Here is a 24237-nt window from a genome sequence, read left to right as displayed (position 1 = left end):
CGATAACGCCTTTATTCGTAAGGCGGGGATTCTATTTCAAACGCTTTGCATCCAAGGGCGACACTGGCTATAACCGCTTCCCGCGAATGCACTGGCGCACACCTGGCGCTAGACTTTTTTCTACCAATATGCAAAAACTGCTTGCGCACCAGGCCTAAGCCCCCTACATTAGCCCAGCTGCAGCGTTTTTTGCTTACTCGTGCTGCAAGCAGGTTCGATCTGGGCAGCGGTACCCCAAAACCGCACACCTCCACTGCATACCACTTCAATGTGGGCTCTTCGGTGGTCTGACTTTTCCCAAGGCAAGCTTCACTTGAGCGACCTTTACGCGGTTGCCTCTGCCCATGCTTTGTCGCACAGCGTGACAGCATGAACCCGGGCTACATCGGCCCGAGCACTATTGTTTTTAATGCCATTTGCCAGTACCCATCCGTTCGCTGTCGGCGATTTTCGGATCACACCGCTTAGCCGCTCGCACGGCAGCGACCAATACACCGCATTGCTTTCCATCCAGCGAGGTCAAGGCCGCCAACAACTTGACCGTGTTTACACCTTCAAGCCCGAGTTCAAGACGCAAGACAGCGCCTTGATGTACGCCGCCGCACAAGGCCGCCACTGGTTGCTTGACCCCACCTCGCTGCCCTAAACCGTAACTTCAAGGAGGCTCTATGGCCAAGGAAGAACTTATTGAAATGCAAGGCAAGGTAGATGAAATGCTGCCTGATACCCGTTATCGGGTGACCTTGGACAACGGCCACACATTGATTGCCTACACCGGCGGCAAGATGCGCAAGCACCGAATCCGCATTCTGGCCGGCGACAACGTCACGCTGGAGATGTCGCCGTACGACCTGACCAAAGGGCGAATCACTTTCCGCCATATCGAAAATCGCCAGCCCCGCGCTGCGCGAGCGCCTGCCTTCAAACGCAAGCACTAATACTAATTTCTCGCACACCTGTGTTTTCACCTGCGCCCCTAACGTTGTTGGGCGCTTTTTTTGAAAGGCTCCAAAATGAGCAACAAACTTTATGTCGGTAACTTGTCCTACTCGGTCCGTGACGACGATCTGCAAGAGCAGTTTTCCCACTTTGGCCAAGTCCAATCCGCCAAAGTCATGATGGAGCGCGACACCGGCCGCTCCAAAGGCTTTGGTTTTGTCGAGATGTCCAGTGGCGCAGAAGCCGAGGCAGCGATCCAGGCCATGCACGGCAAGAACATGGGTGGCCGTGACCTGACCGTGAACATCGCCCGCCCGATGGAAGCGCGCGCCCCCCGCAGCGGTGGCTACGGCGGTGGCTACAGTGATTCGCGTCGCAGCAGCTATTAATTGGTTGTTGGTCAGCCATTGACCACATTGACCATCAAGAAAAGCCAGCGCAAGCTGGCTTTTTTATTGTGTGCGCAGGCAAGCCATCACGTGCCACTGGCAGCGGGCAAGCGCATGGTTAGCGCTTGAGGCCAAACATGCCCATCATTTGCTCGGTTTGTTGGCGCATTTGCTCCTGCATTTTTTGTATTTGTTCAGCGTAACCGGCCGGCAGCATGGCCTGGGGCATCTGCATCATCTTGGCCCAAGCATCGGTGTTGCCGGTTTGCTCGGCCAGCTTGGTTTGAAAGTCGGTGAACATTTGCAGGTTTTTTTCAATGTAGCTGCCCATGTGCCCCTGCATGGCGTGGCCATAAAAGCGGATGATGTTGGCCAGCGCCGCTTCGCTGAACATGGGGATGCCGGCGGCTTCTTCTTCCAAGATGATTTGCAGCAGGATGGAGCGGGTGAGGTCTTCACCTGTTTTGGCATCTTTGACCAGCACATTTTCGCGCTGTAAAACCAGCTGCTTGACTTCGTCCAGGGTGATGTAGGCCGAGGTACTGGTGTCGTACAGACGGCGATTGGGGTATTTTTTAATCACGCGCTCGGTGGCGGCGTTGGGGGGCGTTGTAGTCATGGGCACACGGGGAGGTAAAAAACTGTTTCACAGAAGTATCTCATGCAGAGAAACCCTGCTCATTGGGGCTTTAAGCGCGGCGGCCTCGCTTACAGTGCGGGCAAAGCGCCAGTGGGTGCGAGGATACGCAAAATTTAGAAGGTAGAGGCTGTGATGAAAACAAACCGCATCCAATTTTTTTGTGCGCTGGTGCTGCTGAGCGTGGCTTCGGCCAGCTGGGGGCAAAGCCGGGTGTACCGCTGTGGCAATGAGTACACGAACAATGCAGCCCAGGCGAAAAAAGAAAATTGCCGTTTGGTTGAGGGCGGCTCGCTGACGATTGTGCATACAGGTGGGGGCAGCAGTGGTGGTGGCAGCGCCCCACGTGCGGCGGCATCCAGCAGTGGCCCCGCAACCCCGGTGAACCGAGGGCCAGAAGCGGCGCAGGTCAGCAGCACTCAGCAGCAGGTGCGCGATAACGATGCCCGAGCGATTTTGCAGTCTGAGCTGGGCCGGGCCCAAGCGCGCTTGGCTGAGTTGAAAGCCCAATTCAATGGTGGCCAGCCCACTGCGGCCGAGCTGGAGGCAAGCCAGCCCGAGGTGTACCAAGCCCGTATTGACGATCTGAAAGCCAAAATCGCCCGCCAAGAAAGCGATGTGCAAGGCATTGAGCGCGAGCTGGCGCGGTTGAAGTAAGCCAGCAAGAACAGGGTTCTACTATTGTTTTTGAAGCTCTTTGCGTTTGTTATGTATATTTTTTAGCCGTTTTTCAATGGGGAATGGCTTTATATAAGCGCTAAGAGCTATTAAATTTATAACAATGGTTCTAGCGGCAGATATTCCAACAGGCGCAATCCCCAGCGCTTGAACCAGCCGGTGTTGGGCTCGGTTGAGTGCATGGTGCCACTGCCAAAGGGGGGGGCTTCCCACTGCAGGCGGCCTTCGGGGTCGAGGCTCAAGCGGTAAGAGCGCCAGGGGATGTCCTGCTCAAAGATATTGCTAATTTGTGCGGCCAGGGCGGGGCTTTCAATCACCAGCCCCATCTCGGTATTGAGCAGCATGGAGCGCGGATCAAAATTAAACGAGCCGACAAAGGCGCGTTGCCCATCAATGGCAAAGGTTTTGGCATGCAAGCTGGTGCCGCTGCTGGCCAGTAGCCAACGGCGTTTGATGCGTTCATGCAGCTGGCGCGGCAGCTCAATGGGGGCCTGGCGCTGCAGCTCGTACAGCTGCACACCCATGCGCAACAGGGGGGCGCGGTAGCGCACGTAGCCCACGTGTACCAGGCTGACATCGGTGGCCTCCAGTGCATTGGTCAGCACACGAATGCGGATGCCCTGGGCACGCAGCTGGGCCAGCGCATCCAGCCCGGCCTGGGTGGGCACAAAATAAGGCGAGACCATATCCAGCGCAATGCTGGGCTGGCCAATGGCGCGGGTCAGTTGTGCGCCGATCAGGCCCTGCTGGCGGGCCTGGCCCAGCACCTTGGCCGGGTCGTCGCTGACCAGGTGGGCCGGGGCCCAGAGGATGGCTTGATCGTTGGCTTGTAAATGCTCGGGCAGCCGGCTGTTGGCCTTGGCGGCCTGGTAGCGCTGCCCTTCGGTGCTGGCGTGCGCTGTGGCAATGCGCTGGCGCAACGTGGGCCAATCCAAAGCGTAGGGGTGGGTGACGATGCGCTCGATGGGGTAGGCCGAAGGGCTGGCCCAGTAGCGGTCAAAGTCGTGCGAAATATCGCGCACAACCGGGCCCCAGGCCAGCACATCCAAGTCGGCAAACAATACCCCTTGGGGATTGTCAAAGTACTCGTTGCCAATATTGCGCCCGCCCACAATGCTGGCCTGGTTGTCGGCGGTGAGCGATTTGTTGTGCATGCGCCGGTTGGTGCGCTGAAAGTCAAACACATAGCCCAGCACTTTGGGCCAGCGCAGCACAAAGGGGTTGAACAGGCGCACCTCAATCTGGGGGTGGGTGTTCAAGGTGTGCAGCAGGCTGTCCATTCCGGCGGTGCCGCCATCGTCAAGCAACAAGCGCACACGCACACCCCGATCAGCCGCAGCGAGCAAATCGCCCAGCAGCATCAGCCCGCTGGTATCGGCCCGCCAGATGTAGTACTGCACATCCAGGCTGTGTGTGGCCTGCTGGATCAGAAAATGGCGGGCCGCAAAAGCCTCTTGTGGACTGTCCAGGGGCACGATGGCGGTGATGCTCTCTGGCGCTTGGGCCAATTGGCGCAGGTGGCGGGCTGTCTGGCCCAGCGGTGTGTCGGCAGTGGCGGCGATGGCTTGGCTGTGGCTGCGCCCCTCTAAAGAGGGCAGGGCGCAGCCGCCAAGGGCCAAAGCCAGCAGGGCGATGCAGGCGGCGGAGCAAAACCGTAAAAACATGCGCGATGGTATGCGCAGTCGCGGCCCGATGCGGCGCAAGTTAGGCGGTGTTAGCGCACAAACTGGATAAAGCCCTGAATCATGAAGGCGTTGATGATGTCAATAAAGAAGGCACCCACCAGCGGCACAATCAAAAACGCTTTGTGCGACGGCCCGTACTGGTTGGTAATGGCCTGCATATTGGCCACTGCGGTAGGCGTAGCCCCCATGCCAAAGCCGCAATGGCCAGCGGCCAGCACGGCAGCATCGTAGTTTTTGCCCATGAGGCGGAAGGTCACAAAACCGGCGTACAAGCCCATCATGACGGTTTGCACAGTCAAAATGACCATCAACGGCGCGGCCAGATCGGTCAGCTCCCACAGCTTCAAGGACAGCAAGGCCATGGCCAGGTAAATCGACAGGCCGGCGTTGCCAAACACGTCAATGGCGCGGTCAAAAACCTGGACATTAAAGACATAGTCCAACACGTTGCGAATCACCACCCCCGTGCCCAAGGCCCAGACAAAGGTAGGCAGCTGAATGGCCGTGCCTTTGGTCAGGTGGGTCATGAACTCGGCAAAGGCCAGGCAACCGGCAAACAAGGCCAGGGTTTCAATGGCGGCATCGGCCGTGATCAGGCGCGGCGCATTCGAGGGAAACTCGAAATTCGTGCGCTCGCCGCCTTCCGGTACGGTGGGTGCGGTGGGGGCCAGTTGCTCAGCATCCGGGCGGGCTTGGGCCAACTGGTGGCGGGTAATCAGGCGCTTGGCCAGCGGGCCGCCGAGCAAGCCACCAATGACCAAACCAAAGGTAGCGCAGGCAATGCCCAACGTGGTGGCACCGGTCAGGCCATATTGGCCTTCCAGCACCGATCCCCAGGCCCCGGCAGTGCCGTGGCCACCGATCAGGGTAATCGAGCCGGCCACCAAACCGATCAGCGGGTCCAGTCCCAGCAGGCTGGCCAGCCCAATGCCCACAGTGTTTTGCACCACGATAAATACGGCAATGATGGCCAGGAACACCACCAGCCCCATACCGCCTTCACGCAGCTTGGCGAAGTTGGCACTCAGGCCAATCGACGAGAAAAAAATCAGCATAAAAGCCGTTTGCAAGCTGCTTTCAAATGCCAGCGTCAGTCCAATCGCTTCGTGCAGGGTGTAAATCACCGTGGCGACCACCAGGCCGCCCGCCACGGGCTCTGGGATATTGAAGTTGCGCAAAAAGCGTATGCGCTGCACCAAAAACTTGCCCAGCAGGAGCACGAGCACGGCCAGGATCAGCGTGTAGTAGGCACTGAAGGTGATGTGCATAGGAGAGATAACCCTTCTTCGTCGGAGGAGCAGAGGGGAACTCTGCCAGTGTTCAAAGGAAAAAATCCCCGTTCGCGCACTGCATGGCAGGCACTTTACGGGGACATGGCGCTATTTTCTCTAATTGAAAAATTGCAGGTGCAACCAAGGTTTTGTTTTATCAGGTGCTAGGGTGAACCCCTGGTTGCTTGTCTGCAAGGGCTTGGGCCTGCTGGCGGCCATAGCGGCCCGCCAAAATGCCCGAGACCATGATTTGCATGGGGTGAAACAGCATCACCGGCAAGATCATGGGCCCCACGACCGCCGCTGAAAACAGCACGTTGGCCATAGGAATGCCGCTGACCAGGCTTTTTTGCGCCCCGCAAAACAAAATGGTTGCCTCATCGGCTTGGTTAAAGCCCAGGCGGCGGCTGATCCAAAGGCACCAGGCCATGCTGATCGCCAGCAGCACAGCGCACACGCCCAGCAGCGTCGCCATGGCCGCAAGGGGCATTTGCTGCCACAGGCCGCCGACGACGGCGCTGCTAAAGGCTGCATAAACCACCAACAGGATGGAGCCTTGGTCAATGATGCGGATTTTTTGCCCTGCTTTTTGCAGCAACTTGCCCGTCCAGGGGCGCAGCAGGTGGCCCAGGGCAAAGGGCAGCAGCAGCTGCACGGCAATGCGGCTGACGGCTTGCAGTGGGTCGCCGGTATTACCGCTGTGGGCCAGCAAAGCGCCCACCAGCAAAGGCGTGAACACAATGCCCAGCAAGGTTGAGGCCGATGCGCTGCAGACCGCAGCAGGGATATTGCCCCGGGCAATGCTGGTCAGCGCAATGGCCGATTGCACCGTGGCGGGCAAGGCGCACAAAAACAGCATGCCTTGCACCAAAGGCGGAGGCAGCAACAGGGCCCACAGCGGTTGGGCCAACCAGCCTACCAGGGGAAACACCATGAACGTGGTGGCCGTAACCACCAGATGCAGGCGCCAGTGGCCAATACCGGCCCAGATGGCTTGGCGCGAGAGTTTGCTGCCATGCAAAAAAAAGAGCAAAACAATCACCCAGGTAGTTGCTTTGTTCAAAATTTCTGCAAATATCCCAGTGGCTGGTGCGAGACTAGCTATCGTTACCGTAGAAAGCAGGAGCAGGGTGAAGGTGTCAGGTTTGAAACGCACAAAAATCCTTGAAAACCAGGCGGATTGGAAAAACAGCTTAACTTTTTACCGCAGCTGCCGATAGCGCAAGTATTCGCTGTCTGCAATGCAAAGCTTGGAAAGGGCTCCAGAATGAATAACACAACTTTTACCGAAGCGGCCCAGGCCGGGGCTACGCCTCGCCACCGCATGTTTCAAATGCCGGTGTTCAAACCTGGGGTTCGGGTGCTGCAAGGTGGCCGCGAAGAAACCGTCAGTCACGTGGTGCTGCGCCGTAAAGAGATGATGGTCTATCTGGTGGGGCATGATGAGCCCATTCGGCCCGATCGTCTGCAGCTTGAACCACAGTGGTTTACAACCGAGCGCCGTCCTGAGGCGCTTAATTGGTATTTGTGATTTTAATGACCGGCGTGCCGCACAAGGCGATGCAATGCATGCCGGGCCTTGGCGCAGGCTGGGCGCGCGCACGCATCTTCAGCGCATGCAGTGGGCGAATTGGCTTGTGAATTTCGCCACCTTGGGAGCAATCACCCACGCGCAATAGCCCGCCTGGGGGTGCTGGGCAAAATAATCGTGGTGCTCCTCTTCTGCCGGGTAAAAAGCGGTGAGAGGGGCCACTTCGGTCACCACCGGCGCGGGGAAGCTGCGATCTTGGTTCAACTGCGCCACATAGTCTTGTGCCACCGCGAGCTGTTCTGCGGTGGTGGTGTAAATCCCGCTGCGGTACTGCGTGCCCACGTCATTGCCTTGGCGATTGAGCGTGGTTGGATCGTGGGTGGCAAAGAAAATGGCGAGCAAATCCACCAATGCCAATTCCTGCGGCGCATACACCACTTCAACCGCTTCGGCATAGCCTGTGGTGCCGGTGCAGACTGCTGCGTACGTCGGTGGGGTCGCTATATCAGTGCCATTGGCATAGCCGCTGCGCACATGTTGAACACCGCGCACGCGGCGAAAGATGGCTTCTGTGCACCAAAAACAACCACCGGCTAGGTAAATGCTTGCGGTTGGTTGCTGGGGGCTGGACTGGTGGGGCATGGTGTGAAGCCTTGATAGTGTTAGGTGGCCGATTTAACGCTCTTGGGCATTGTCAATCGCGCGGACAATGGCCGCCCCAGTGGTTTGCACGCCAGGGGCGCTAAAGCCGGGGCCGGGAGTGACGCTGGGGTGCTCGAGTAAGAATTTACGGATTTGTCGGGCCTCTTCCCAAGCATTTTGGCGCTCTTGTTGGGTGGGGGTGGGTTCGGCCGAGTTGTCTGTGGTCGGCGCATTGACCCGGGTATTGCGCTCATAGATGGCATAAGCGGCTTGCTGTTTTTTCAGCTGCTGCGCCGCCTCTTGCTGCTGACGCTGTGCCACAAAGCCCCAGATGATGAGCAAGGCAACACCCAATCCTGCAAGGGTTAAAACCCAGATCGTAGTTGGCGAGACCGATTCGTGTTGAGACATGAAAACGAGTAAAGCGTATTAAAAAGCTACCATTGTGGGCAGTTGCACAAATCCTTGCCCCAGGGCTTAGTTTTAAACAATGCATGCCTCTTGGAGGGCGGACAATGCAGAACAGTGGCCCCGTGCGCTGCACAGCAGGGTGAAAAATTGTGAGCATTGCGCTCATTTTTAAAAAAATTGAGTGCTTGGGAAAAATGACACAAAAAATCGTGCATAATTCGATTTTTCGTAGGGGAGTCGCCAAGTTGGTTAAGGCACCGGATTTTGATTCCGGCATGCGAGGGTTCGAGTCCTTCCTCCCCTGCCAAGTTTGATAAAAGCCGTGGTTGCGCAAGCAAGCACGGCTTTTTCTTTGCCCGTGCTCGCTATCATCGCCTGCCATGACGCTCGCTTTTATTGCCCCTGAACCTTCTTCACCACCCCGTTTCTGGGCGGTCATTCCCTGTGCTGGCGTGGGTGCTCGCGCGATGGCTGCGGGGGCGTTGGAGCCAAGCTTGCCCAAGCAATACCAGCCGCTGTTGGGGCAGCCCCTGGTGCTACATACCTTGGCGGCCTTTGCCGCCGTACCGCAGTTGGCGGGCACGTTGGTAGCGGTAGCCTCTGGCGATGATTTTTTGGCCGCTTACCCTTCCTTGCGCTATTTCACGGTGCCCTGCGGCGGCCCGAGTCGGGCGCAAACGGTGTTGGGTGCTTTGCGCGCGTTGTTGCAGCGTGGAGCACAGGCCGACGATTGGGTGCTGGTGCACGATGCGGCGCGGTGCTTGGTCACTTCACTGCAAATTGAAACCTTGATTGCCGAGTGCCAACACGACAGTGTGGGCGGCTTGCTGGCACACAAAATCCCCGACACCTTGAAAACGGCGGTCACCGGCCCGGGTGGTGTGCGCGTGGTGGGCACGCTGGAGCGCAGCGATAAATGGCTGGCGCAAACGCCGCAGATGTTCCGCCTCGAGCCTTTGCTGCACGCGCTAGAAAAGTTGGGCGATGCGGCCACCGACGAAGCCAGCGCCATGGAGGCCGCAGGCCACCGCCCCAAGCTGGTGGCGGGTGGCGCGCAAAACTTTAAAGTGACTTACCCAGAAGACTTTGCCCTGGCCAGCGCCGTGCTGGCCTACCGCGAGGGCAGCAGCACCACCGCCCGGTTTGGTGAGTTGGCCCCTGCCAAGCCCGAGCGGGGCAATCGGTTTTTTTGATATTTGTTATTAGATCGTGAACACGTTCTTACAGCAAGCGGGCGATCAGTGCGCCCTCTAGCGGCCCCGTCAGCGGCACGCGCACACGCACCGGGTTGCCAGGGGCGACCTGTACCGGTTCGCCTTCCAGGTTAAACATCTGTTCGAGCTTAACGGTGCGGTTGCCGCTGGGGTGGATGATTTCGATCATGTCGCCCACGGCAAAGCGGTTCATGGTTTCGATTTCGGCCATGCCGTCAGCGTGGCCGCGCACCTGGCCGACAAAGTGGCTGCGCTGCAGCACGCTGGTGCCGGTTTCGTAGTTCTGGTAGTCGTTGGCCGGGCGGCGCTCGAGCAGACCGCCGGTGTAGCCCCGGTTGGCCAGGCCTTCCAACTCGGTAATCAAATGCGGGTTGAACGGGCGACCGGCCACGGCATCGTCAATGGCGCGGCGGTACACCTGGGCGGTGCGGGCGACGTAGTACAGGCTCTTGGTGCGGCCCTCGATCTTCAGGGAATCAACCCCGATTTTCACCAGTCGCTCCACGTGCTCCACCGCGCGCAAGTCCTTGCTGTTCATGATGTAGGTGCCGTGCTCGTCTTCCATGATGGGCATGAGCTCGCCGGGGCGGCCTTTTTCTTCGAGCAAGTAGATTTGGTCGGCCAGCGGGTGGCGCTGCATGTGGGTGCTGGAGAACTGGCTATCGGCATCTTCGCGCGATTTGCTAAAGCTAAAGCCCTGTTCCATCGGTGTGGCCAGGGCTTCGCCGGTGTTGGGATCGACGGCCGCGTCGTGCGTCTTGTACTCCCAGCGGCAAGCGTTGGTGCATGTGCCCTGGTTGGGGTCGCGGTGGTTGAAGTAGCCTGACAGCAGGCAGCGACCCGAGTAGGCGATGCACAAAGCGCCGTGGACGAAGACTTCAATCTCCATGTCGGGGCATTCCTGGCGGATTTTTTCAATCTCGTCCAGCGACAGCTCGCGCGACAAGATGATGCGCGAGACACCCATCTTCTGCCAAAACTTCACTGTCGCCCAGTTGGTGGTGTTGGCCTGCACCGAGAGGTGAATTTCCTGCTCGGGCCACTTTTCCTTGACCATCATGATCAGGCCGGGGTCGGCCATGATGAGGGCATCGGGGCGGCAGGCAATCACGGGCTCAATGTCGCGCAGGTAGGTGCGTACTTTGTCGTTGTGCGCAATCAGGTTGCTGGTGACGAAGAATTTTTTGCCGCGCTGGTGGGCTTCTTGGATGCCTTGGGCGATTTGCTCCAGGCGAAAGTCGTTGTTGCGGGCACGCAGCGAGTAGCGTGGTTGGCCGGCGTAGATGGCATCGGCACCAAAATCATAAGCGGCACGCATCTTGTCGAGCGAGCCGGCGGGCAGGAGCAGTTCAGGGGCTTTCATGGTGGGCGCGATTGTCTCGGAAAGTGCTTTTCCTCTGAGGTTTGACTGTTTTGCAGGCCTGCTGTCAGTTTCTGCGGGGTAATATCCGCGCTTCCAAAAAACCATATTTTCAAAAGAGAGGGGGAGAGCTCTGCCATGCAATGCACCCAATGCCACGCCGAATTTCAAGACAGCGCAAAGTTTTGCCCCCACTGCGGCCATCCTGCTGCCGTGGCCGTTGCGCCGGTGCTCGCCCCAACGTTGGCGTGCGCGGCTTGCCAAGCGCCTTTGAAGCCCGAGGCCAAGTTTTGCAACCATTGCGGCGCTGCCGTCGCGCGTGCCCCCATGGCGGCCCAGCCTGTGGCGGTGCCGCCAGCGCCCCCTGTGCCTGAGTCTGCTCCTATTAAAGAAGCTATTTCCGCAGGTAAGGAGTCAAAAGATGAGGGAAACTATCCCCTTCCACCTTTATTTCCTGCGGAACCAGCTACCAATATGGGGAACAATGTAGGGCTTTGGATTGGTGGGGCCATTGCTTTTTTTGCGGCCATTGGTGGGGCGGTGTACCTGTTCATGGACAACAGCCCCTCGCCCCTGAAGAACAAGGTGGGGCCGATGGAGGTGCCTGCCGTATCGACCCCGGCCCCGGTTATGAATGCACCCACTGAACCTGTCGCGCCTGCGCTGGTGACAGACAGTGCCCCGCTCAATACCCCGCTGGCGGTGGCCCCCCAGCCTGTGATGGTGCCCGATGTGCCGCTGCCGCCATCACCCGAAGCGCCCGCGCAAGCCGAGGCGAAACCGGTCAAGCGCCCGGTGGAGCAGCCCAAGCCGGTGGTGCGCCCCGTGACCCGCGAGGCCCCGGCCCCGGCCCCGGAAGTGGCCCCTGTGCCAACACCCGCGCCGGCCCCGGTGGCAGCGGTTAAATCCTGCGGGCAGGCCAGTTTCTTGATGCGCCCGGTGTGTGCGCTGGAAGGCCCGGCCACGTTCTGGAGGTGTACGCCCGATGGCAAGCGCTGGAACAATGATTTGCCAGGCTGCCACCGCAACGACAACTAAAGCATTACTTCAGCACATCGCCCAGGTTGATGTACTTCACCTCTAAGTACTCATCCATGCCCTGGTGGGCACCTTCGCGGCCCAGGCCCGATTGTTTGACACCGCCAAACGGCACCTGCTCGCTGCCCAGCAGGCCGATGTTTACGCCCACCATGCCGTATTCCAGCGCTTCGCTCACGCGGATGATGCGGCCAATGTCGCGGCTGTAGAAGTAGCTGGCCAGGCCGAACTCGGTGGCGTTGGCCGCGGCCACGACTTCCTGCTCGGTCTCGAAGCGAAACACCGGGGCCAGGGGGCCGAAGGTTTCCTCACGGGCCACGCGCATGTCCTGGGTGGCGTTGGCGATCACGGTGGGCGCAAAGAACTGGCCCTGCAGCCGCTGGCCGCCGGTGACGATGCGCCCGCCCTTGGCCACGGCATCGGCAATGTGCTCTTGCACCTTGTCCAGCGCGGCCGGTTCGATCAGCGGGCCTTGGGTTACGCCCGGCTCAAAGCCGTTGCCCACTTTCAGGCCCTGCACGCGCTCGGCCAGCTTGGCGACAAAAGCATCGTACACACCCGCTTGCACGTACAGGCGGTTGGCGCAGACGCAGGTCTGGCCGGCGTTGCGGTACTTGCTGGTCATGGCCCCTTCGACGGCGCTGTCCAGATCGGCATCGTCAAAGACGATGAAGGGGGCGTTGCCGCCCAGCTCCAGCGCCAGTTTTTTGATGGTGGGGGCGCACTGCGCCATCAGGATGCGGCCCACTTCGGTCGAGCCGGTAAAGCTCAGGTGGCGCACCACCGGGCTGTCGCACAGCACCTTGCCCACGGCGGCGGCATGCTCGGTGGGCACGACGTTGATCACGCCCTGCGGGATACCGGCGCGGTGTGCCAGCTCGGCCATGGCCAGGGCGCACAGCGGGGTGAATTCGGCAGGTTTCACCACCACGGTGCAGCCCGCCGCGATGGCCGGGGCCACTTTGCGCGTGATCATGGCCACGGGGAAGTTCCAGGGCGTAATTGCTGCGCACACGCCGATGGGTTGGCGCAGCACCATGGCGCGGCGGTCGGGGGCGAAGCTGGGCACGGTTTCACCGTAGGTGCGCTTGGCTTCTTCGGCGTACCACTCGACAAAGGTGGCTCCATAGACGACTTCGCCCGTGGCCTCGGCCAGCGGTTTGCCTTGTTCGGCGGTCATCAGGCGGGCCAGATCGTCGCGGTGGGCCATGATCAGGTCGAACCATTTGCGCAGCAATTGGCTGCGCTGCTTGTGCGTGAGGCTGCGCCAGGCGGGCAGGGCGGCCTCGGCCGCATCAATGGCCTGCTGGGTGTGGGTGGGTGTGAGGTTGGCCACCTGGGCCAGCTCCAGCCCGGTGGCTGGGTCGGTGACGGCAAAGGTGTCGGGGCCTTGCACCCAGGTGCCGTTGATGTAGCCGGCGGTTTTCAGCAGGCTGGGGTCTTGGAGCAGGTGCAGGGGGGATTGGGGCGTGGTCATAGCGATCTTGGTAAGCGATGTTGGCGATGTTGGATAAAAAATGGCAGGAAAAAATCGTAGCAGACATTGTGGCCGGGCTCAGGAGGTGGCCTGTGCCAGCTGCGTGGATTGGCTGGGGTCTGCCGGTTGGGATGCTAGCCAGTCGTGCAGCACCTCCTGGGTGTGCTGGCCCAGCAAGGGCGGCGGGCGGCGGTATTGCACGGGTGTGGCGCTCAGGCGCACCGGGCTGGCGACGGTGGCCACCGTGCCCAGCGGATGCGGCAGATCGACCTGGATGCCCCGGGCCTGCACCTGCGGATCGGCAAACACTTCGTCCAGCCGGTTCACCGGGCCGCAGGGCACGTCGGCCTGCTCCAGGGCGCTGACCCATTCGGCGGTGGTGCGCATGACGGTGGTTTGGCGCAGCAGCGGAATCAAGACGCTGCGGTGCGCAACGCGCTGCGGGTTGGTGGCAAAGCGCGCGTCCTGTGCCCATTGCGGGTGCCCAGCGACCTGGCAAAAGCGCGCAAACTGGCCATCGTTGCCAATGGCCAGAATCATGTCGCTGTCGGCCGTGGGAAAGCTTTGGTAGGGCACGATGCTGGGGTGGGCATTGCCCATGCGGCGCGGCACCACGCCGCCGACCAGGTAGTTAGAGGCTTGGTTGGCCAGCGCGGCCACTTGCACATCCAGCAAGGCGGTGTCGATGTGCTGGCCCAGGCCAGAGTGGCGGCGCTCTTGCAGTGCGGCCAGGATGCCGATGGTGGCGTACAGGCCGGTGAGGATGTCGGTCAGCGCCACGCCCACTTTTTGCGGGCCGGCACCGTCTTCACCGTCGGGCACGCCGGTGATGCTCATCAAGCCGCCCATGGCTTGAATCAAAAAGTCGTAGCCCGGCCGCGCCGCGTAGGGGCCGTTTTGGCCAAAGCCGGTAATCGAGCAGTAAATCAGGCGCGGGTTGAGGGCGTTCAGGCTGGCGTAGTCCAGGCCGTATTGCGCCAGACCGCCGGTTTTGAAGTTTTCCAGCACGATGTCGGCCTGGGCGGCCAGTTGCTGCAGTTGTTGTTGCCCCTCGGGGCTGGCCATGTCGATGGCAATCGAGCGCTTGTTGCGGTTGGCGCACAGAAAGTAGGCCGATTCGCGCGTGGCTTGGCCGTCGGCACCCTGCAGATACGGCGGGCCCCAGGCGCGGGTGTCGTCGCCGCTGCCGGGGCGTTCGACCTTGACCACGTCGGCACCCAAGTCGCCCAGGATTTGGCTGGCCCAGGGGCCGGCCAGCACGCGGGAAAGGTCAAGCACACGCAAACCGGCCAGGGGCTGTGCGCGGGGAGGGGAGTCGGTCATGAGCAAGTATTCCGTTTAAAAAAATAAAAGAGCTGCTCGCGCTTTGAAATCAAAGGTTTCATAGTAAAAAATCTATAAAACAATTGAATAATCAGCGCTAACAGCTCTTGTATTTGAAGTTGTAAACCGTGCTTAGAACGCGGCAATACCGGTCTGGGCGCGGCCCAGGATCAGGGCGTGGATGTCGTGCGTGCCCTCGTAGGTGTTCACCACCTCCAGGTTCACCAGGTGGCGGGCCACGCCAAACTCGTCGCTGATGCCGTTGCCACCCAGCATGTCGCGGGCGGTGCGGGCAATGTCCAGCGCTTTGCCGCAGTTGTTGCGCTTGAACAGGCTGGTGATTTCCACGGCGGCGGTGCCCTCGTCCTTCATGCGGCCCAGGCGCAGCACGCCTTGCAGGCCCAGGGTGATTTCGGTTTGCATGTCGGCCAGCTTTTTCTGGATGAGCTGGTTGGCGGCCAGCGGCTTGCCAAACTGCTGGCGGTCCATGGTGTACTGGCGGGCGGTGTGCCAGCAGGCTTCGGCAGCGCCCATCGCGCCCCAGGCAATGCCGTAGCGGGCGCTGTTCAGGCAGGTGAAGGGGCCTTTCAAGCCACGCACTTCGGGGAAGGCGTTTTCTTCGGGCACAAACACTTCATCCATGACGATTTCGCCGGTGATGCTGGCGCGCAGGCCCACCTTGCCGTGGATGGTGGGGGCAGAGAGGCCCTTCCAGCCCTTTTCCAGCACAAAGCCGCGAATGGCCCCGGCATCGTCCTTGGCCCAGACGACAAACACATCGGCCACGGGGCTGTTGGTGATCCACATTTTGCTGCCGCTCAGTTGGTAGCCGCCAGCGACCTTTTTGGCCCGGGTGACCATGCTGCTGGGGTCGGAGCCGTGGTTGGGCTCGGTCAGGCCAAAGCAGCCGATCCATTCGCCGCTGGCCAGCTTGGGCAGGTATTTTTGTTTGGTTTCCTCGTTGCCAAATTCGTAGATGGGCACCATCACCAGCGAGGACTGCACGCTGGCCATGGAGCGGTAGCCGGAATCGACGCGCTCGATCTCGCGGGCAATCAGGCCGTAGCTGACGTAGTTCAGGCCGGGGCCGCCGTATTGCTCGGGGATGGTGGGGCCGAGCAGGCCCAGTTCGCCCATCTCGCGAAAGATGGCCAGGTCGGTGTGCTCATGGCGAAAGGCTTCGAGCACGCGGGGTGCGAGCTTTTCCTGGCAGTAAGCCGCAGCGGCCTCGCGCACCATGCGTTCTTCGTCGGTCAGTTGCTGGTCCAGCAGCAGCGGGTCGTGCCATTGAAAAGCGGTGCGGTGGGTTTTTTGGAGCATTTTTGAGACTTCCTTTGAGATACAAAAAAAACGGGATGGATCAGGTGGGGTTGGCCTCGGGCTGCAAGCCTCCTTTGGAGAGGTGGGCCGGTGCGTGCTGGGCCTGGGGCCCGCCGATATTGAACTTCTGGGCAATCAGCCCCATGGCGATGATCACCGCCGCCAGCAAGGAGGTATAGACCACCTCGGTGCGGTAAGTGCCCTCGAACACCATCACCACCAGCGCGGCAGGGATGGCGAAGATGACGGCATAGGTCAGCCAGGGGAAGAGCCACATTTTGAACGTGATCTCAGTCTTGGCGGCATCAAGCTTTTGGCGCATTTTGAGCTGAGAAATAGCGATGCACAGGTACACATACATGGCTACGGTGCCAGTGGCAGACATCAGCACATCGTAGATGTCCATTTTTTCGGTGGCCGTCAGGTAGATGGCAACGAAGGCGAACACGCTGGAGACCAGCACGCCGACCCAGGGGCTGCCGCTGTTTTTACCGGTGACTTGCATGATGCGGTGGGCATCGCCTCGGCGCGAGAGCGAATACAGCATGCGCGAGCAGGTGTACAAGGCCGAGTTAAAGCAGCTGCAGACCGAGGTCAGAACCACAAAATTGACGATGTGCCGCGCTTCGGGGATGCCCAGGCGCGTGAGCGTGACGGTGTAGGTGCCGTGCGTGGCCTGTTGCAGCAGCGGATCGTTGTAGGGCACCAGGCAGACGGCGATGAAGATGGAGCCGACGTAGAACAGGATGATGCGCCACACCACGGATTTGGTGGTTTTGACGATTTCTTTGCTGGGGTTTTCCGATTCGGCTGCGGCCACGGTGACGATTTCTGCGCCGATAAAGGCAAACATCACCCCCAGCATGGCGGTGACCACCGCCCCGAAGCCGTTGGGCATGAAGCCTTCTTTGGTCAGGTGCGTAAAGCCCACGGCATCGGGCTGGCCCCAGGGCCAGATGTGCGTCAGCGCCAGCAGGCCGATGATCAGGAAGATGATGATGGCTGTGACCTTGATCAGCGCAAACCAAAATTCAAATTCACCGTAGTTTTTTACCTTCATCAGGTTCACCAGCACCAGCGAGATGGTGACGATCAGCATATAGCCCCAGATCGGAATCATCGGGAACCAGTCGTGCAGGATTTTGCCCGCCACATAGGCCTCCCAGCCCATGAGCAGCGCCCAAAAGTACCAATACAGCCAGCCAATCGTAAAGCCCGCCCAGCGGCCAATGGCCCGGTCGGCATAGGTCGAGAACGAGCCCGTATCGGGCTGGGCCACGGCCATCTCCCCCAGCATGCGCATGACCAGCACCACCACGATGCCGCCTGCGATATAGGCCAGGATGGCCGCCGGCCCGGCGTTGGCAATCACCTTGCCGGAGCCGATGAACAGGGCCGCGCCGATCACGCCCGCAATCGAAATCATGGTGAGATGGCGCGAGCGCAATCCGTTGTGCAGCGTGCTACCGCTTCCTGCTGTGCAGGCTTGTGTTGTCATGTTGTCTCCTCGTTTATTTTGTGTATTGGGCAAAGCGCTGTGGCTTTGATAAACGTTCGGGTCTGCCTTGCTTGGGCAGGTTGCGGGCCGCTGGCCCATGCCGGGGGGCGGGCCCCGGCAAAGCCGTCGCTTAGGCCTGCTGCTTGACCGCTTCGATGCTGGCGGCCAGGATGGCCAGGCCCTCGTCCAGCAGCGCATCGCTGGCTGTCAGCGGCACCAGAATGCGCAGCACGTTGCCGTAAGTGCCGCAGGTCAGCAGGATCAGGCCCCGGCGGGCGGCTTCGGCGCTGACGGCCTTGGCCAGCTCGGGGGCGGGCTGCTGCAGGTCGCCGTTTTTGCACAACTCGACCGCCACCATGGCACCCAGGCCACGGATGTCGGCCAGCTCAGGATGCTGGTCGGCGATGGCCTCCAACCGGCTCACCAGATGGCGGCCCACGCTGCGCGAGCGCTGCAGCAAGTCTTCTTGGTCAAAGGCATGGAGCACGGCCAGCGCAGCCACGCACGAGATCGGGTTGCCTGCGTAGGTGCCGCCCAGGCCGCCGGGGGCGGGGGCATCCATGATGTCAGCGCGGCCCGTCACGGCCGAGATGGGAAAGCCCCCGGCCATCGACTTGGCCAAGGTAATCATGTCTGGCACCACACCGCTTTGTTCGATGGCATACCAGGTGCCGGTGCGGCCTGCGCCGGTTTGCACCTCATCGACGATCATCACAATGCCGTGCTGGTCGCACACTGCGCGGATGTGCTCCAGCAGGGCACGCGGGGCGGGGTTGAAGCCGCCTTCGCCCTGCACTGGCTCGATGATGATGGCGGCCACGCGGCTGGGCTCGATATCGTTTTTAAAGATTTGCTCGATGGACTCGATGGCATCTTCCACCGTCACGCCGCGCTTGGGGTTGGGAAAGCGGGCGTGGAAGATCTCGCCGGGGAAAGGGCCAAAACCGGCCTTGTAGGGCACGACTTTGCCCGTCAGCGCCATGGTCAGCGAGGTGCGGCCGTGGTAAGCACCACTGAAGGCAATCACCCCGCCACGGCGGGTGTGGCTGCGGGCAATCTTGACGGCGTTTTCCACCGCTTCAGCGCCGGTGGAGAGCAGCACGGTCTTTTTGGCGAAGTCGCCGGGGGCTTTGTCGTTCAGGCGCTCGGCCAGCTCCACATAGCTTTCGTAGGCCAGCACCTGAAAGCAGGTGTGGGTAAAGCGCTGCATTTGCGCCTGCACCGCCTCCATGATCTGCGGATGGCGGTGGCCCGTGTTCAGCACGGCGATGCCACCGGCAAAATCGATGTAGCGCTTGCCTTCCACATCCCAGATCTCGGCATTCTCACCGCGGTCAATAAAAATTTGGTGGGTGTGACCGACACCGCGTGGGATGGCTGCTTCGCGGCGGGCGTACAAGGTGGCGTTGGTGGTTTGGGTGGTGTCAAGCATGGCTTCCTTCTTTACTTGGGGGGACAGTGCAAGCCACTTTATTGCCTGGTCTGACGGGCTAACATATACAACTTGTGCCCTTTTTGGCAGGTACTGTGCAGGCGGTGTGTGCAGTACAAACAAACCCGCTTCGCAATAACCCTAGGGTGGTGCTGCAACCACCCGCCCCGCTTGCTTTTGTCATGTTCGTGCTTGATTCCTCCTCGTCCGTGTCCCTGGTCCAGCAGATCGTGGATGGTTTTAGCCATCTGGTCGATGAGGGCACGCTGCGCTCGGGCGCCAAGTTGCCGTCGATTCGGCAGTTTGCCCACGCCCACGGCGTGAGCGTCTATACGGTGGTGGATGCCTACGACCGGTTGGTCGCCCAGGGCTATTTCGTCTCGCGCCCGCATCTGGGGTTTTTTGTGCGCCGCCGTCGACAGGACGATGATCAAGTCCCCGCAGGCGGTGACCGCTACGATTTTGACTCCATGTACTACATGCGCCGCATCTTCGAGCACCGGGGGCTGAGTCGCAAACCCGGCTGTGGCTGGCTGCCGGAGGATTGGCTGTTTGGCGAAGGCGTGCGCCGTGCGCTGCGCACCCTGGCCTCAGGCGAGATCAGCATCAGCGGCTATGGCGAGCCCAAGGGCTTTGTGCCACTGCGCCAGCTGGTGCGCGACCTGCTGGCCGAGCAGGAGGTGGCGCTGACCACCGAACAGATTTTGCTCACCCAAGGCTCCAGCCACGCGCTGGATTTGATTGCCCGGCGGCTGGTCCATGCCGGCGACCCGGTGCTGATCGACGACCCCAGCTATGCCAACTTGTGCTTTGGTTTGCGCTTGCTGGGGGCTGACCTGCTGGGGGTGACCCGCACCCCAGAAGGCTATGACCTGGCCCTGCTGGAGCATTTGCTGCAAACGCACCGCCCCAAAGTGTTCTTCACCCAGCCTCGGCTGCACTGCCCCACCGGGGCATCGGCCACGCTGGCGCACATGTACCGCGTGCTGCAGCTGGCCGAAAAATACGACGTAACCTTGGTCGAAAACGATATTTACAGCGACCTGGATCCGCGTCCCCACCCCTCTTTGGCCAGCCTGGACCAGCTCAAGCGCGTGGTCTATATCAGCAGCTTTTCCAAAACCATCTCACCCAACTTGCGCGTGGGCTATATGGCGGGCCACCCAGAGCTGATCGAGGACCTGGCCCAGCTCAAAATGATTGCCGGCCTGACCTCGGCCGAGCTGTCTGAGCGCATCGTTTACGGTGCCCTGATTGACGGGCGCTGGCGCAAACACGCCAAAACGCTGCGCGAGCGCCTCACCGCCGCGCATGAAAAAATCGCCGCCCGTTTTCTTGAACTGGGCTTTGAGCTGTTCACCGAACCCAAAGCCGGTATGTTTTTGTGGGTGCGCCACCCGCAGATTGCCGATGCCAATGTGCTGGCACTGCGGGCGACTGAGCATGACATCCTGCTGGGGCCGGGGCATTTGTTCTCGCCCGGGCTGGAGCCAAGTCCGTGGCTGCGTTTCAACATCGCGTTTTGCGAGGATGAGGCGGTGTTCGACTTCTTGCAGCAAGAAATAGCGCGCGCGCAGAAGCTGGGCGCGGCGGCCTAACAAACTACTAACGGCATCTCGCCAGTTCAAGCTCAGTCGCCATAGTGGTATCTACACTGCAAGACGACCAGATCATCATCATCGGCACGGTACACAAGCCGGTGGGTCTGGTCGATACGCCTTGACCAGTAGCCTGATAAATTGCCCACCAGTGGCTCGGGCTTTCCAGTGCCAACGAATGGTTCTCGCGCTGCCTCGGTCAGTAGCAAATTGATGCGTTTGAGGGTCTTTTTGTCTTGGCCTTGCCAATAGAGGTAGTCCCCCCAGGCATCAGGGAGGAATTTAATTGTGCGGCTCACGCTTCAATGAGGGTTTGTTTTTTGGCGATACCTTTGCGGTCTTGCTGGGCAGCGGCCATCAAGCGACGTGCATTCGCGGGGCTTTGCATCAAGTGCAGTGTCTCTAGCATGCTGGTGTAGGTGGATTCGGAGAGCAGGACGGCGTTTTCCCCGTCGCGGCGGTGGATGAGGGTTGCATCGCGGTCAGCCACTACGCGGTCAATGACTCCTTTGAACTCATTGCGGGCCTTGGTGAAGCTGATAACTTGCATGATTTTCTCCTAAGATGCACACCTTAACGTACAGGTTAATGTACATGTTTTAAGTTAATTTGTCGAACGCGCTTGGCGTAGGGCTGCATGCAAACATCGTCACCGCCTCCATCCTGGCCGTGTTGAGCGCGGCGGCCCGGTTTCCGCAGATCGCATAAAGTCGGCAGCACGGTGCCAACCTGCCACCCATGAAAGGCCCCCCTCATGCCCCCACTTTTCTGGCTACGCCGCCTGGGTAGTTTTCTCACGCTGTGCCTGCTGGCCGCTGCGGCCTGGGCCGATGCGCTCACCCTGGCCAACAGCTACCGGCCTGGGCTGGACGTGCAGGCGTACTGGGTGAGCGAGAAGTACGATGGCATCCGTGGCCATTGGGACGGGCAGCGGTTGATGAGCCGCCAGGGGCTGCCCATTGACGCGCCTGCGTGGTTCACCCAGGGCTGGCCCGCGCAGGCGCTTGATGGCGAGTTGTGGGCGGGCCGGGGGCAGTTTGCCGCTGTGCAGGCCACGGTGGCGCTGGGGGCCAAGGATGAGGGCGGCTGGCGGGCGCTGCGCTACATGGTGTTTGACTTGCCCCAGCACCCCGGCGGCTTTGCCCAGCGCCAGCAGGCCTTGCAGCGTGTGGTCAAGGCCATGGGCCAGCCCTGGGTGCAGGCTGCAGCGCAGTGGCAGGTCGATAGCCACGCTGCGCTGCAGCAGCAGTTAAACGATGTGAGCGCGGCAGGTGCCGAGGGCTTGATGCTGCGCCGCGCCGACAGCCCCTACCGCCCAGGGCGCAGTGATGATTTGATCAAGCTGAAATTGTTCGAAGATGCCGAGGCCGTGGTCGTGGCCCACCTGCCCGGCAAAGGCAAATACCAGGGCTTGACCGGCGCTTTGCTGGTGGAGATACCCAATGGCCAACGCTTCAAAATTGGTAGCGGATTGCGCGATGCCGACCGCGCCCAGCCGCCGGCCATTGGCAGCACCATCACCTACCGCTTCAACGGCACCCACGCCAGCGGGCTGCCACGCTTTGCCCGGTATTGGCGCGTGCGGGACGGTGGGAATAATTAAAAACCATAGTATTTACCGCTTGTATTTATTGGTTTTTTAGTTAATTTATATAAAAAACCACGTATTCATTGCGGTAAATGCTCTTTATTTTTTAATTTTTAATTCATGCAACGCCCCAGCGGATGGGCGATTTGCAAGACAATCGCTGCCGTGTCGATTCCTGCCTCCTTCCTCCAAGACCTGCTCCAACGCGTCGATATCGTCGATGTGGTTGGGCGCTATGTACCGCTGAAAAAAAGCGGGGCCAACTTCATGGGGCTGTGCCCGTTTCATGGGGAAAAATCGCCCTCGTTCAGCGTCAGCCCGGTCAAACAGTTTTTCCATTGCTTTGGCTGCGGCAAAGGCGGCGATGCCATCGCCTTTTTGCGCGAGCACACCGGCATGGAGTTTATGGAGGCGGTGCAGTCCCTGGCCCAAGAGGTGGGCATGCAGGTGCCGCAGGAAGACATCTCCCCCCAGCAGCGTGCCCAGCGCCAGGCCATGAAGCAGCAGCAAGACAGCCTGGTCGATACCCTGGAGCGGGCCGCCCAGGCGTATTGCGAACAGCTCAAAAACGCCCCACACGCCATTGAGTATTTAAAGCGCCGGGGTGTCTCGGGCGCGGTCAGCCGCCGGTTTGGCCTGGGGTACGCCCCGGCGGGCTGGAATTTTCTGGCCAGCATCTTCCCCGACTACACCAGCCACTTGCTGGAAGAGGGTGGACTGGTCATCCACAACACGCACGAGGACGAGGGCAAGCGCTACGACCGTTTTCGCGACCGCATCATGTTCCCGATTCGCGATGTCAAAGGCCAGTGCATCGGCTTTGGCGGGCGCGTCTTTGGGGATGAAAAGCCCAAATACCTCAACTCCCCCGAAACCCCGTTGTTTCACAAAGGGCGCGAGCTGTATGGCCTGTACGAAGCCCGCACCGCCTTGCGCGACAGCGGCTACGCCCTGGTGTGCGAGGGCTATATGGACGTGGTGGCGCTGGCCCAACTGGGCTTTCCCAATGCCGTGGCCACCTTGGGCACAGCCTGCACCAGCGAGCACATGCACAAGCTGTTTCGCTTTACCGAAGCGGTGGTGTTCAGCTTTGATGGCGATGCCGCCGGCCAGCGGGCCGCCCGCAAAGCGCTGGAGGCGGTGCTGCCCCTGCTCAATGACACGCGCAGCGCCAAATTCTTATTTCTGCCGCCCGAGCACGACCCGGACAGCTTCATCCGCGCCCATGGGGCCGATGCGTTTACGCGCATGGTGCATGCGGCCATGCCGTTCAACCAATTTTTATTGCAAGTGGCCAGCGAGGGCTGCGACCTGGGCACCGCACCGGGCAAGGCCAAACTGTCCAACCAAGCCCAGCCGCTGTGGAGTTTATTGCCGCCCAGCACCTTAAAGCGTTTGGTTTTGGACGAGCTGGCCCAGCACATCACCCTGCCCGCGCACGAGCTGGAGCGCAGTTGGCAGCCACCCAGCCCAGCCGCAGGCCACCTTGGGCCTGCTGCGCAAGGCGGTGCACCAGGCGCAGGTTTTCGCCGTACCGAGCGCCAGCCCTGGCAGCGCGGCCAATCCAGGTCGTTTGCGCCCTCTGAAAAATGGGGGCAAGGCCGCTACGCCCCAGCGCCGCCACCGATGCGCCGCGTTGAAATCACCAACGGGCCAGACCAAGCCGTGCGCCTCTTGCTGGGGCACATGGCCTTGCTGGAGCAGCTGGACAACGACGATTGGGATGCGCTGGTACACCTGCCCGTGCCGCATGGCCCCTTGTTTGCCTGGACGGAGGCGTTTTACCAAGCCCACGGCGCGCAAACCTGGGCCGTGGTGCAGCAGCAGCTGGACCAGTCAGAACATGGCGCTTGGGTGCAACGCCTAATGGCCGGCCCCTTGGGCCACCCAGAAGATGACCCCCAGGCCCAGCAAGCCGAGTTGCGCAGCATTTTGAAACCGCTGCTGACCCAGCGCATTCGCCAACTTCTAACCCAATTGGCCCAAGCGTATGCCAACGACCCCGGCAACCAAGAGCTGCGTCAGCGCTACCAAAATCTGCAATTGCGCAGCAAGAATCTTTAAAACAGGCTTAATTTTTTGAAAACTCTTGACATTTTTTTAAAATTTGGTCTTGAGTTTCCCGTCATTGCCTATAATTGCCCCCTTACCGGCAAGAGCGACAGCAGCACCTCCGACCCGGGTCACGTGAAAGCGCATTCACGTT

24 protein-coding genes, 1 tRNA gene and 1 pseudogene are annotated in these 24237 nt (G+C 60.5%); 12 read left to right on the top strand and 14 right to left on the bottom strand.

The window, feature by feature from the left end; genetic code table 11:
* Positions 1–409: 409 nt before the first annotated feature.
* The 3 genes from J1777_RS03500 to J1777_RS03490 all read left to right on the top strand — a co-directional run bounded on the left by J1777_RS03500 (position 410) and on the right by J1777_RS03490 (position 1328).
* Entirely contained in the window at positions 410–646 is a 237-nt protein-coding gene (locus J1777_RS03500; protein WP_207574450.1) for a hypothetical protein, read from the top strand.
* Positions 647–668: 22 nt separating this feature from the next.
* Positions 669–938 carry a translation initiation factor IF-1 gene (gene infA, locus J1777_RS03495; RefSeq protein WP_207574449.1) on the top strand — a complete coding sequence of 90 codons (270 nt, stop codon included), beginning with the start codon at positions 669–671 and terminating at the stop codon, positions 936–938.
* 75 nt (positions 939–1013) lie between these two features.
* A complete protein-coding gene (locus J1777_RS03490) occupies positions 1014–1328 on the top strand; it encodes an RNA recognition motif domain-containing protein (protein ID WP_207574448.1) in 315 nt (104 codons plus the stop codon).
* A 118-nt stretch (positions 1329–1446) separates the two neighbouring features.
* On the opposite strand, the gene phaR is transcribed toward J1777_RS03490, so the two are convergent.
* A complete protein-coding gene (phaR, locus tag J1777_RS03485) occupies positions 1447–1947 on the bottom strand; it encodes a polyhydroxyalkanoate synthesis repressor PhaR (RefSeq protein ID WP_207574447.1) in 501 nt (166 codons plus the stop codon).
* 153 nt (positions 1948–2100) lie between these two features.
* Here phaR and J1777_RS03480 point away from each other — a divergent pair, with 153 nt between their 5' ends.
* Entirely contained in the window at positions 2101–2622 is a 522-nt protein-coding gene (locus J1777_RS03480; RefSeq protein ID WP_207574446.1) for a hypothetical protein, read from the top strand.
* Positions 2623–2738: 116 nt separating this feature from the next.
* Here J1777_RS03480 and J1777_RS03475 read toward each other — a convergent pair whose 3' ends face one another.
* The 3 genes from J1777_RS03475 to J1777_RS03465 form a co-directional block, all read right to left on the bottom strand.
* Positions 2739–4307, bottom strand: a complete 1569-nt coding sequence (locus J1777_RS03475; protein ID WP_207574445.1) for a phospholipase D family protein — start codon at positions 4305–4307, stop codon at positions 2739–2741.
* A gap of 50 nt (positions 4308–4357) precedes the next feature.
* Positions 4358–5596, bottom strand: coding sequence for a sodium/glutamate symporter (gene gltS / locus J1777_RS03470; RefSeq protein ID WP_207574444.1), 1239 nt, complete (start codon positions 5594–5596; stop codon positions 4358–4360).
* Positions 5597–5756: 160 nt separating this feature from the next.
* Positions 5757–6761 (bottom strand): bile acid:sodium symporter family protein, encoded by a 1005-nt coding sequence (locus J1777_RS03465; RefSeq protein ID WP_207574526.1) that lies wholly within the window; start codon positions 6759–6761, stop codon positions 5757–5759.
* Between the two features lie 105 nt (positions 6762–6866).
* On the opposite strand from J1777_RS03465, the gene J1777_RS03460 reads away from it, so the two are divergent.
* Positions 6867–7130, top strand: coding sequence for a hypothetical protein (locus J1777_RS03460; RefSeq protein ID WP_242700365.1), 264 nt, complete (start codon positions 6867–6869; stop codon positions 7128–7130).
* A gap of 78 nt (positions 7131–7208) precedes the next feature.
* Here J1777_RS03460 and msrA read toward each other — a convergent pair whose 3' ends face one another.
* Positions 7209–7772, bottom strand: coding sequence for a peptide-methionine (S)-S-oxide reductase MsrA (msrA, locus tag J1777_RS03455; RefSeq protein WP_207574443.1), 564 nt, complete (start codon positions 7770–7772; stop codon positions 7209–7211).
* A 33-nt stretch (positions 7773–7805) separates the two neighbouring features.
* Positions 7806–8183 carry a hypothetical protein gene (locus J1777_RS03450; RefSeq protein ID WP_207574442.1) on the bottom strand — a complete coding sequence of 126 codons (378 nt, stop codon included), beginning with the start codon at positions 8181–8183 and terminating at the stop codon, positions 7806–7808.
* 230 nt (positions 8184–8413) lie between these two features.
* Between J1777_RS03450 and J1777_RS03445 the strand changes: the two genes are divergently transcribed.
* A tRNA-Gln gene (locus J1777_RS03445) sits at positions 8414–8490 on the top strand.
* A 73-nt stretch (positions 8491–8563) separates the two neighbouring features.
* Positions 8564–9376 carry an IspD/TarI family cytidylyltransferase gene (locus tag J1777_RS03440; RefSeq protein WP_207574441.1) on the top strand — a complete coding sequence of 271 codons (813 nt, stop codon included), beginning with the start codon at positions 8564–8566 and terminating at the stop codon, positions 9374–9376.
* 28 nt (positions 9377–9404) lie between these two features.
* Here J1777_RS03440 and trhP read toward each other — a convergent pair whose 3' ends face one another.
* Entirely contained in the window at positions 9405–10760 is a 1356-nt protein-coding gene (trhP, locus tag J1777_RS03435) for a prephenate-dependent tRNA uridine(34) hydroxylase TrhP (RefSeq protein ID WP_207574440.1), read from the bottom strand.
* Positions 10761–10895: 135 nt separating this feature from the next.
* Between trhP and J1777_RS14560 the strand changes: the two are divergent.
* Both J1777_RS14560 and J1777_RS14280 read left to right on the top strand, forming a co-directional pair.
* A pseudogene (locus J1777_RS14560) lies at positions 10896–11003 on the top strand (zinc-ribbon domain-containing protein); the annotation flags it as partial.
* Between the two features lie 228 nt (positions 11004–11231).
* A complete protein-coding gene (locus J1777_RS14280) occupies positions 11232–11795 on the top strand; it encodes a hypothetical protein (RefSeq protein ID WP_242700363.1) in 564 nt (187 codons plus the stop codon).
* 4 nt (positions 11796–11799) lie between these two features.
* Here J1777_RS14280 and J1777_RS03425 read toward each other — a convergent pair whose 3' ends face one another.
* From J1777_RS03425 to gabT, 5 genes are all read right to left on the bottom strand, one after another.
* Positions 11800–13272, bottom strand: coding sequence for an NAD-dependent succinate-semialdehyde dehydrogenase (locus tag J1777_RS03425; protein WP_207574438.1), 1473 nt, complete (start codon positions 13270–13272; stop codon positions 11800–11802).
* Positions 13273–13350: 78 nt separating this feature from the next.
* Entirely contained in the window at positions 13351–14595 is a 1245-nt protein-coding gene (locus tag J1777_RS03420; RefSeq protein WP_207574437.1) for a CaiB/BaiF CoA transferase family protein, read from the bottom strand.
* Between the two features lie 132 nt (positions 14596–14727).
* Entirely contained in the window at positions 14728–15915 is a 1188-nt protein-coding gene (locus J1777_RS03415; protein WP_207574436.1) for an acyl-CoA dehydrogenase, read from the bottom strand.
* A gap of 40 nt (positions 15916–15955) precedes the next feature.
* Entirely contained in the window at positions 15956–17413 is a 1458-nt protein-coding gene (locus J1777_RS03410) for an amino acid permease (RefSeq protein ID WP_207574435.1), read from the bottom strand.
* 130 nt (positions 17414–17543) lie between these two features.
* Positions 17544–18845 carry a 4-aminobutyrate--2-oxoglutarate transaminase gene (gabT, locus tag J1777_RS03405; RefSeq protein ID WP_207574434.1) on the bottom strand — a complete coding sequence of 434 codons (1302 nt, stop codon included), beginning with the start codon at positions 18843–18845 and terminating at the stop codon, positions 17544–17546.
* Positions 18846–19027: 182 nt separating this feature from the next.
* Between gabT and J1777_RS03400 the strand changes: the two genes are divergently transcribed.
* Positions 19028–20443, top strand: coding sequence for an aminotransferase-like domain-containing protein (locus J1777_RS03400; RefSeq protein WP_207574433.1), 1416 nt, complete (start codon positions 19028–19030; stop codon positions 20441–20443).
* A gap of 32 nt (positions 20444–20475) precedes the next feature.
* On the opposite strand, the gene J1777_RS03395 is transcribed toward J1777_RS03400, so the two are convergent.
* The gene (locus tag J1777_RS03395) at positions 20476–20742 is read right to left on the bottom strand and encodes a Txe/YoeB family addiction module toxin (RefSeq protein ID WP_207574432.1); all 267 of its coding nucleotides are present in this window, start codon (positions 20740–20742) and stop codon (positions 20476–20478) included.
* Entirely contained in the window at positions 20739–20993 is a 255-nt protein-coding gene (locus J1777_RS03390; RefSeq protein WP_207574431.1) for a type II toxin-antitoxin system Phd/YefM family antitoxin, read from the bottom strand. The genes J1777_RS03395 and J1777_RS03390 overlap by 4 nt, the downstream gene beginning before the upstream one ends.
* Positions 20994–21197: 204 nt before the next feature.
* Between J1777_RS03390 and J1777_RS03385 the strand changes: the two genes are divergently transcribed.
* Complete coding sequence (locus J1777_RS03385; protein ID WP_207574430.1) at positions 21198–22046, top strand: DNA ligase; 849 nt, start codon at positions 21198–21200, stop codon at positions 22044–22046.
* 105 nt (positions 22047–22151) lie between these two features.
* Entirely contained in the window at positions 22152–24095 is a 1944-nt protein-coding gene (gene dnaG / locus J1777_RS03380; protein WP_207574429.1) for a DNA primase, read from the top strand.
* Positions 24096–24237 lie beyond the last annotated feature (142 nt).

The sequence above is a fragment of the Comamonas denitrificans genome, from assembly GCF_017368815.1.
In the GTDB taxonomy this organism is placed as follows: Bacteria; Pseudomonadota; Gammaproteobacteria; order Burkholderiales; family Burkholderiaceae_C; genus Comamonas; species Comamonas denitrificans.
This window is presented reverse-complemented; position numbering and strand designations above follow the sequence as displayed.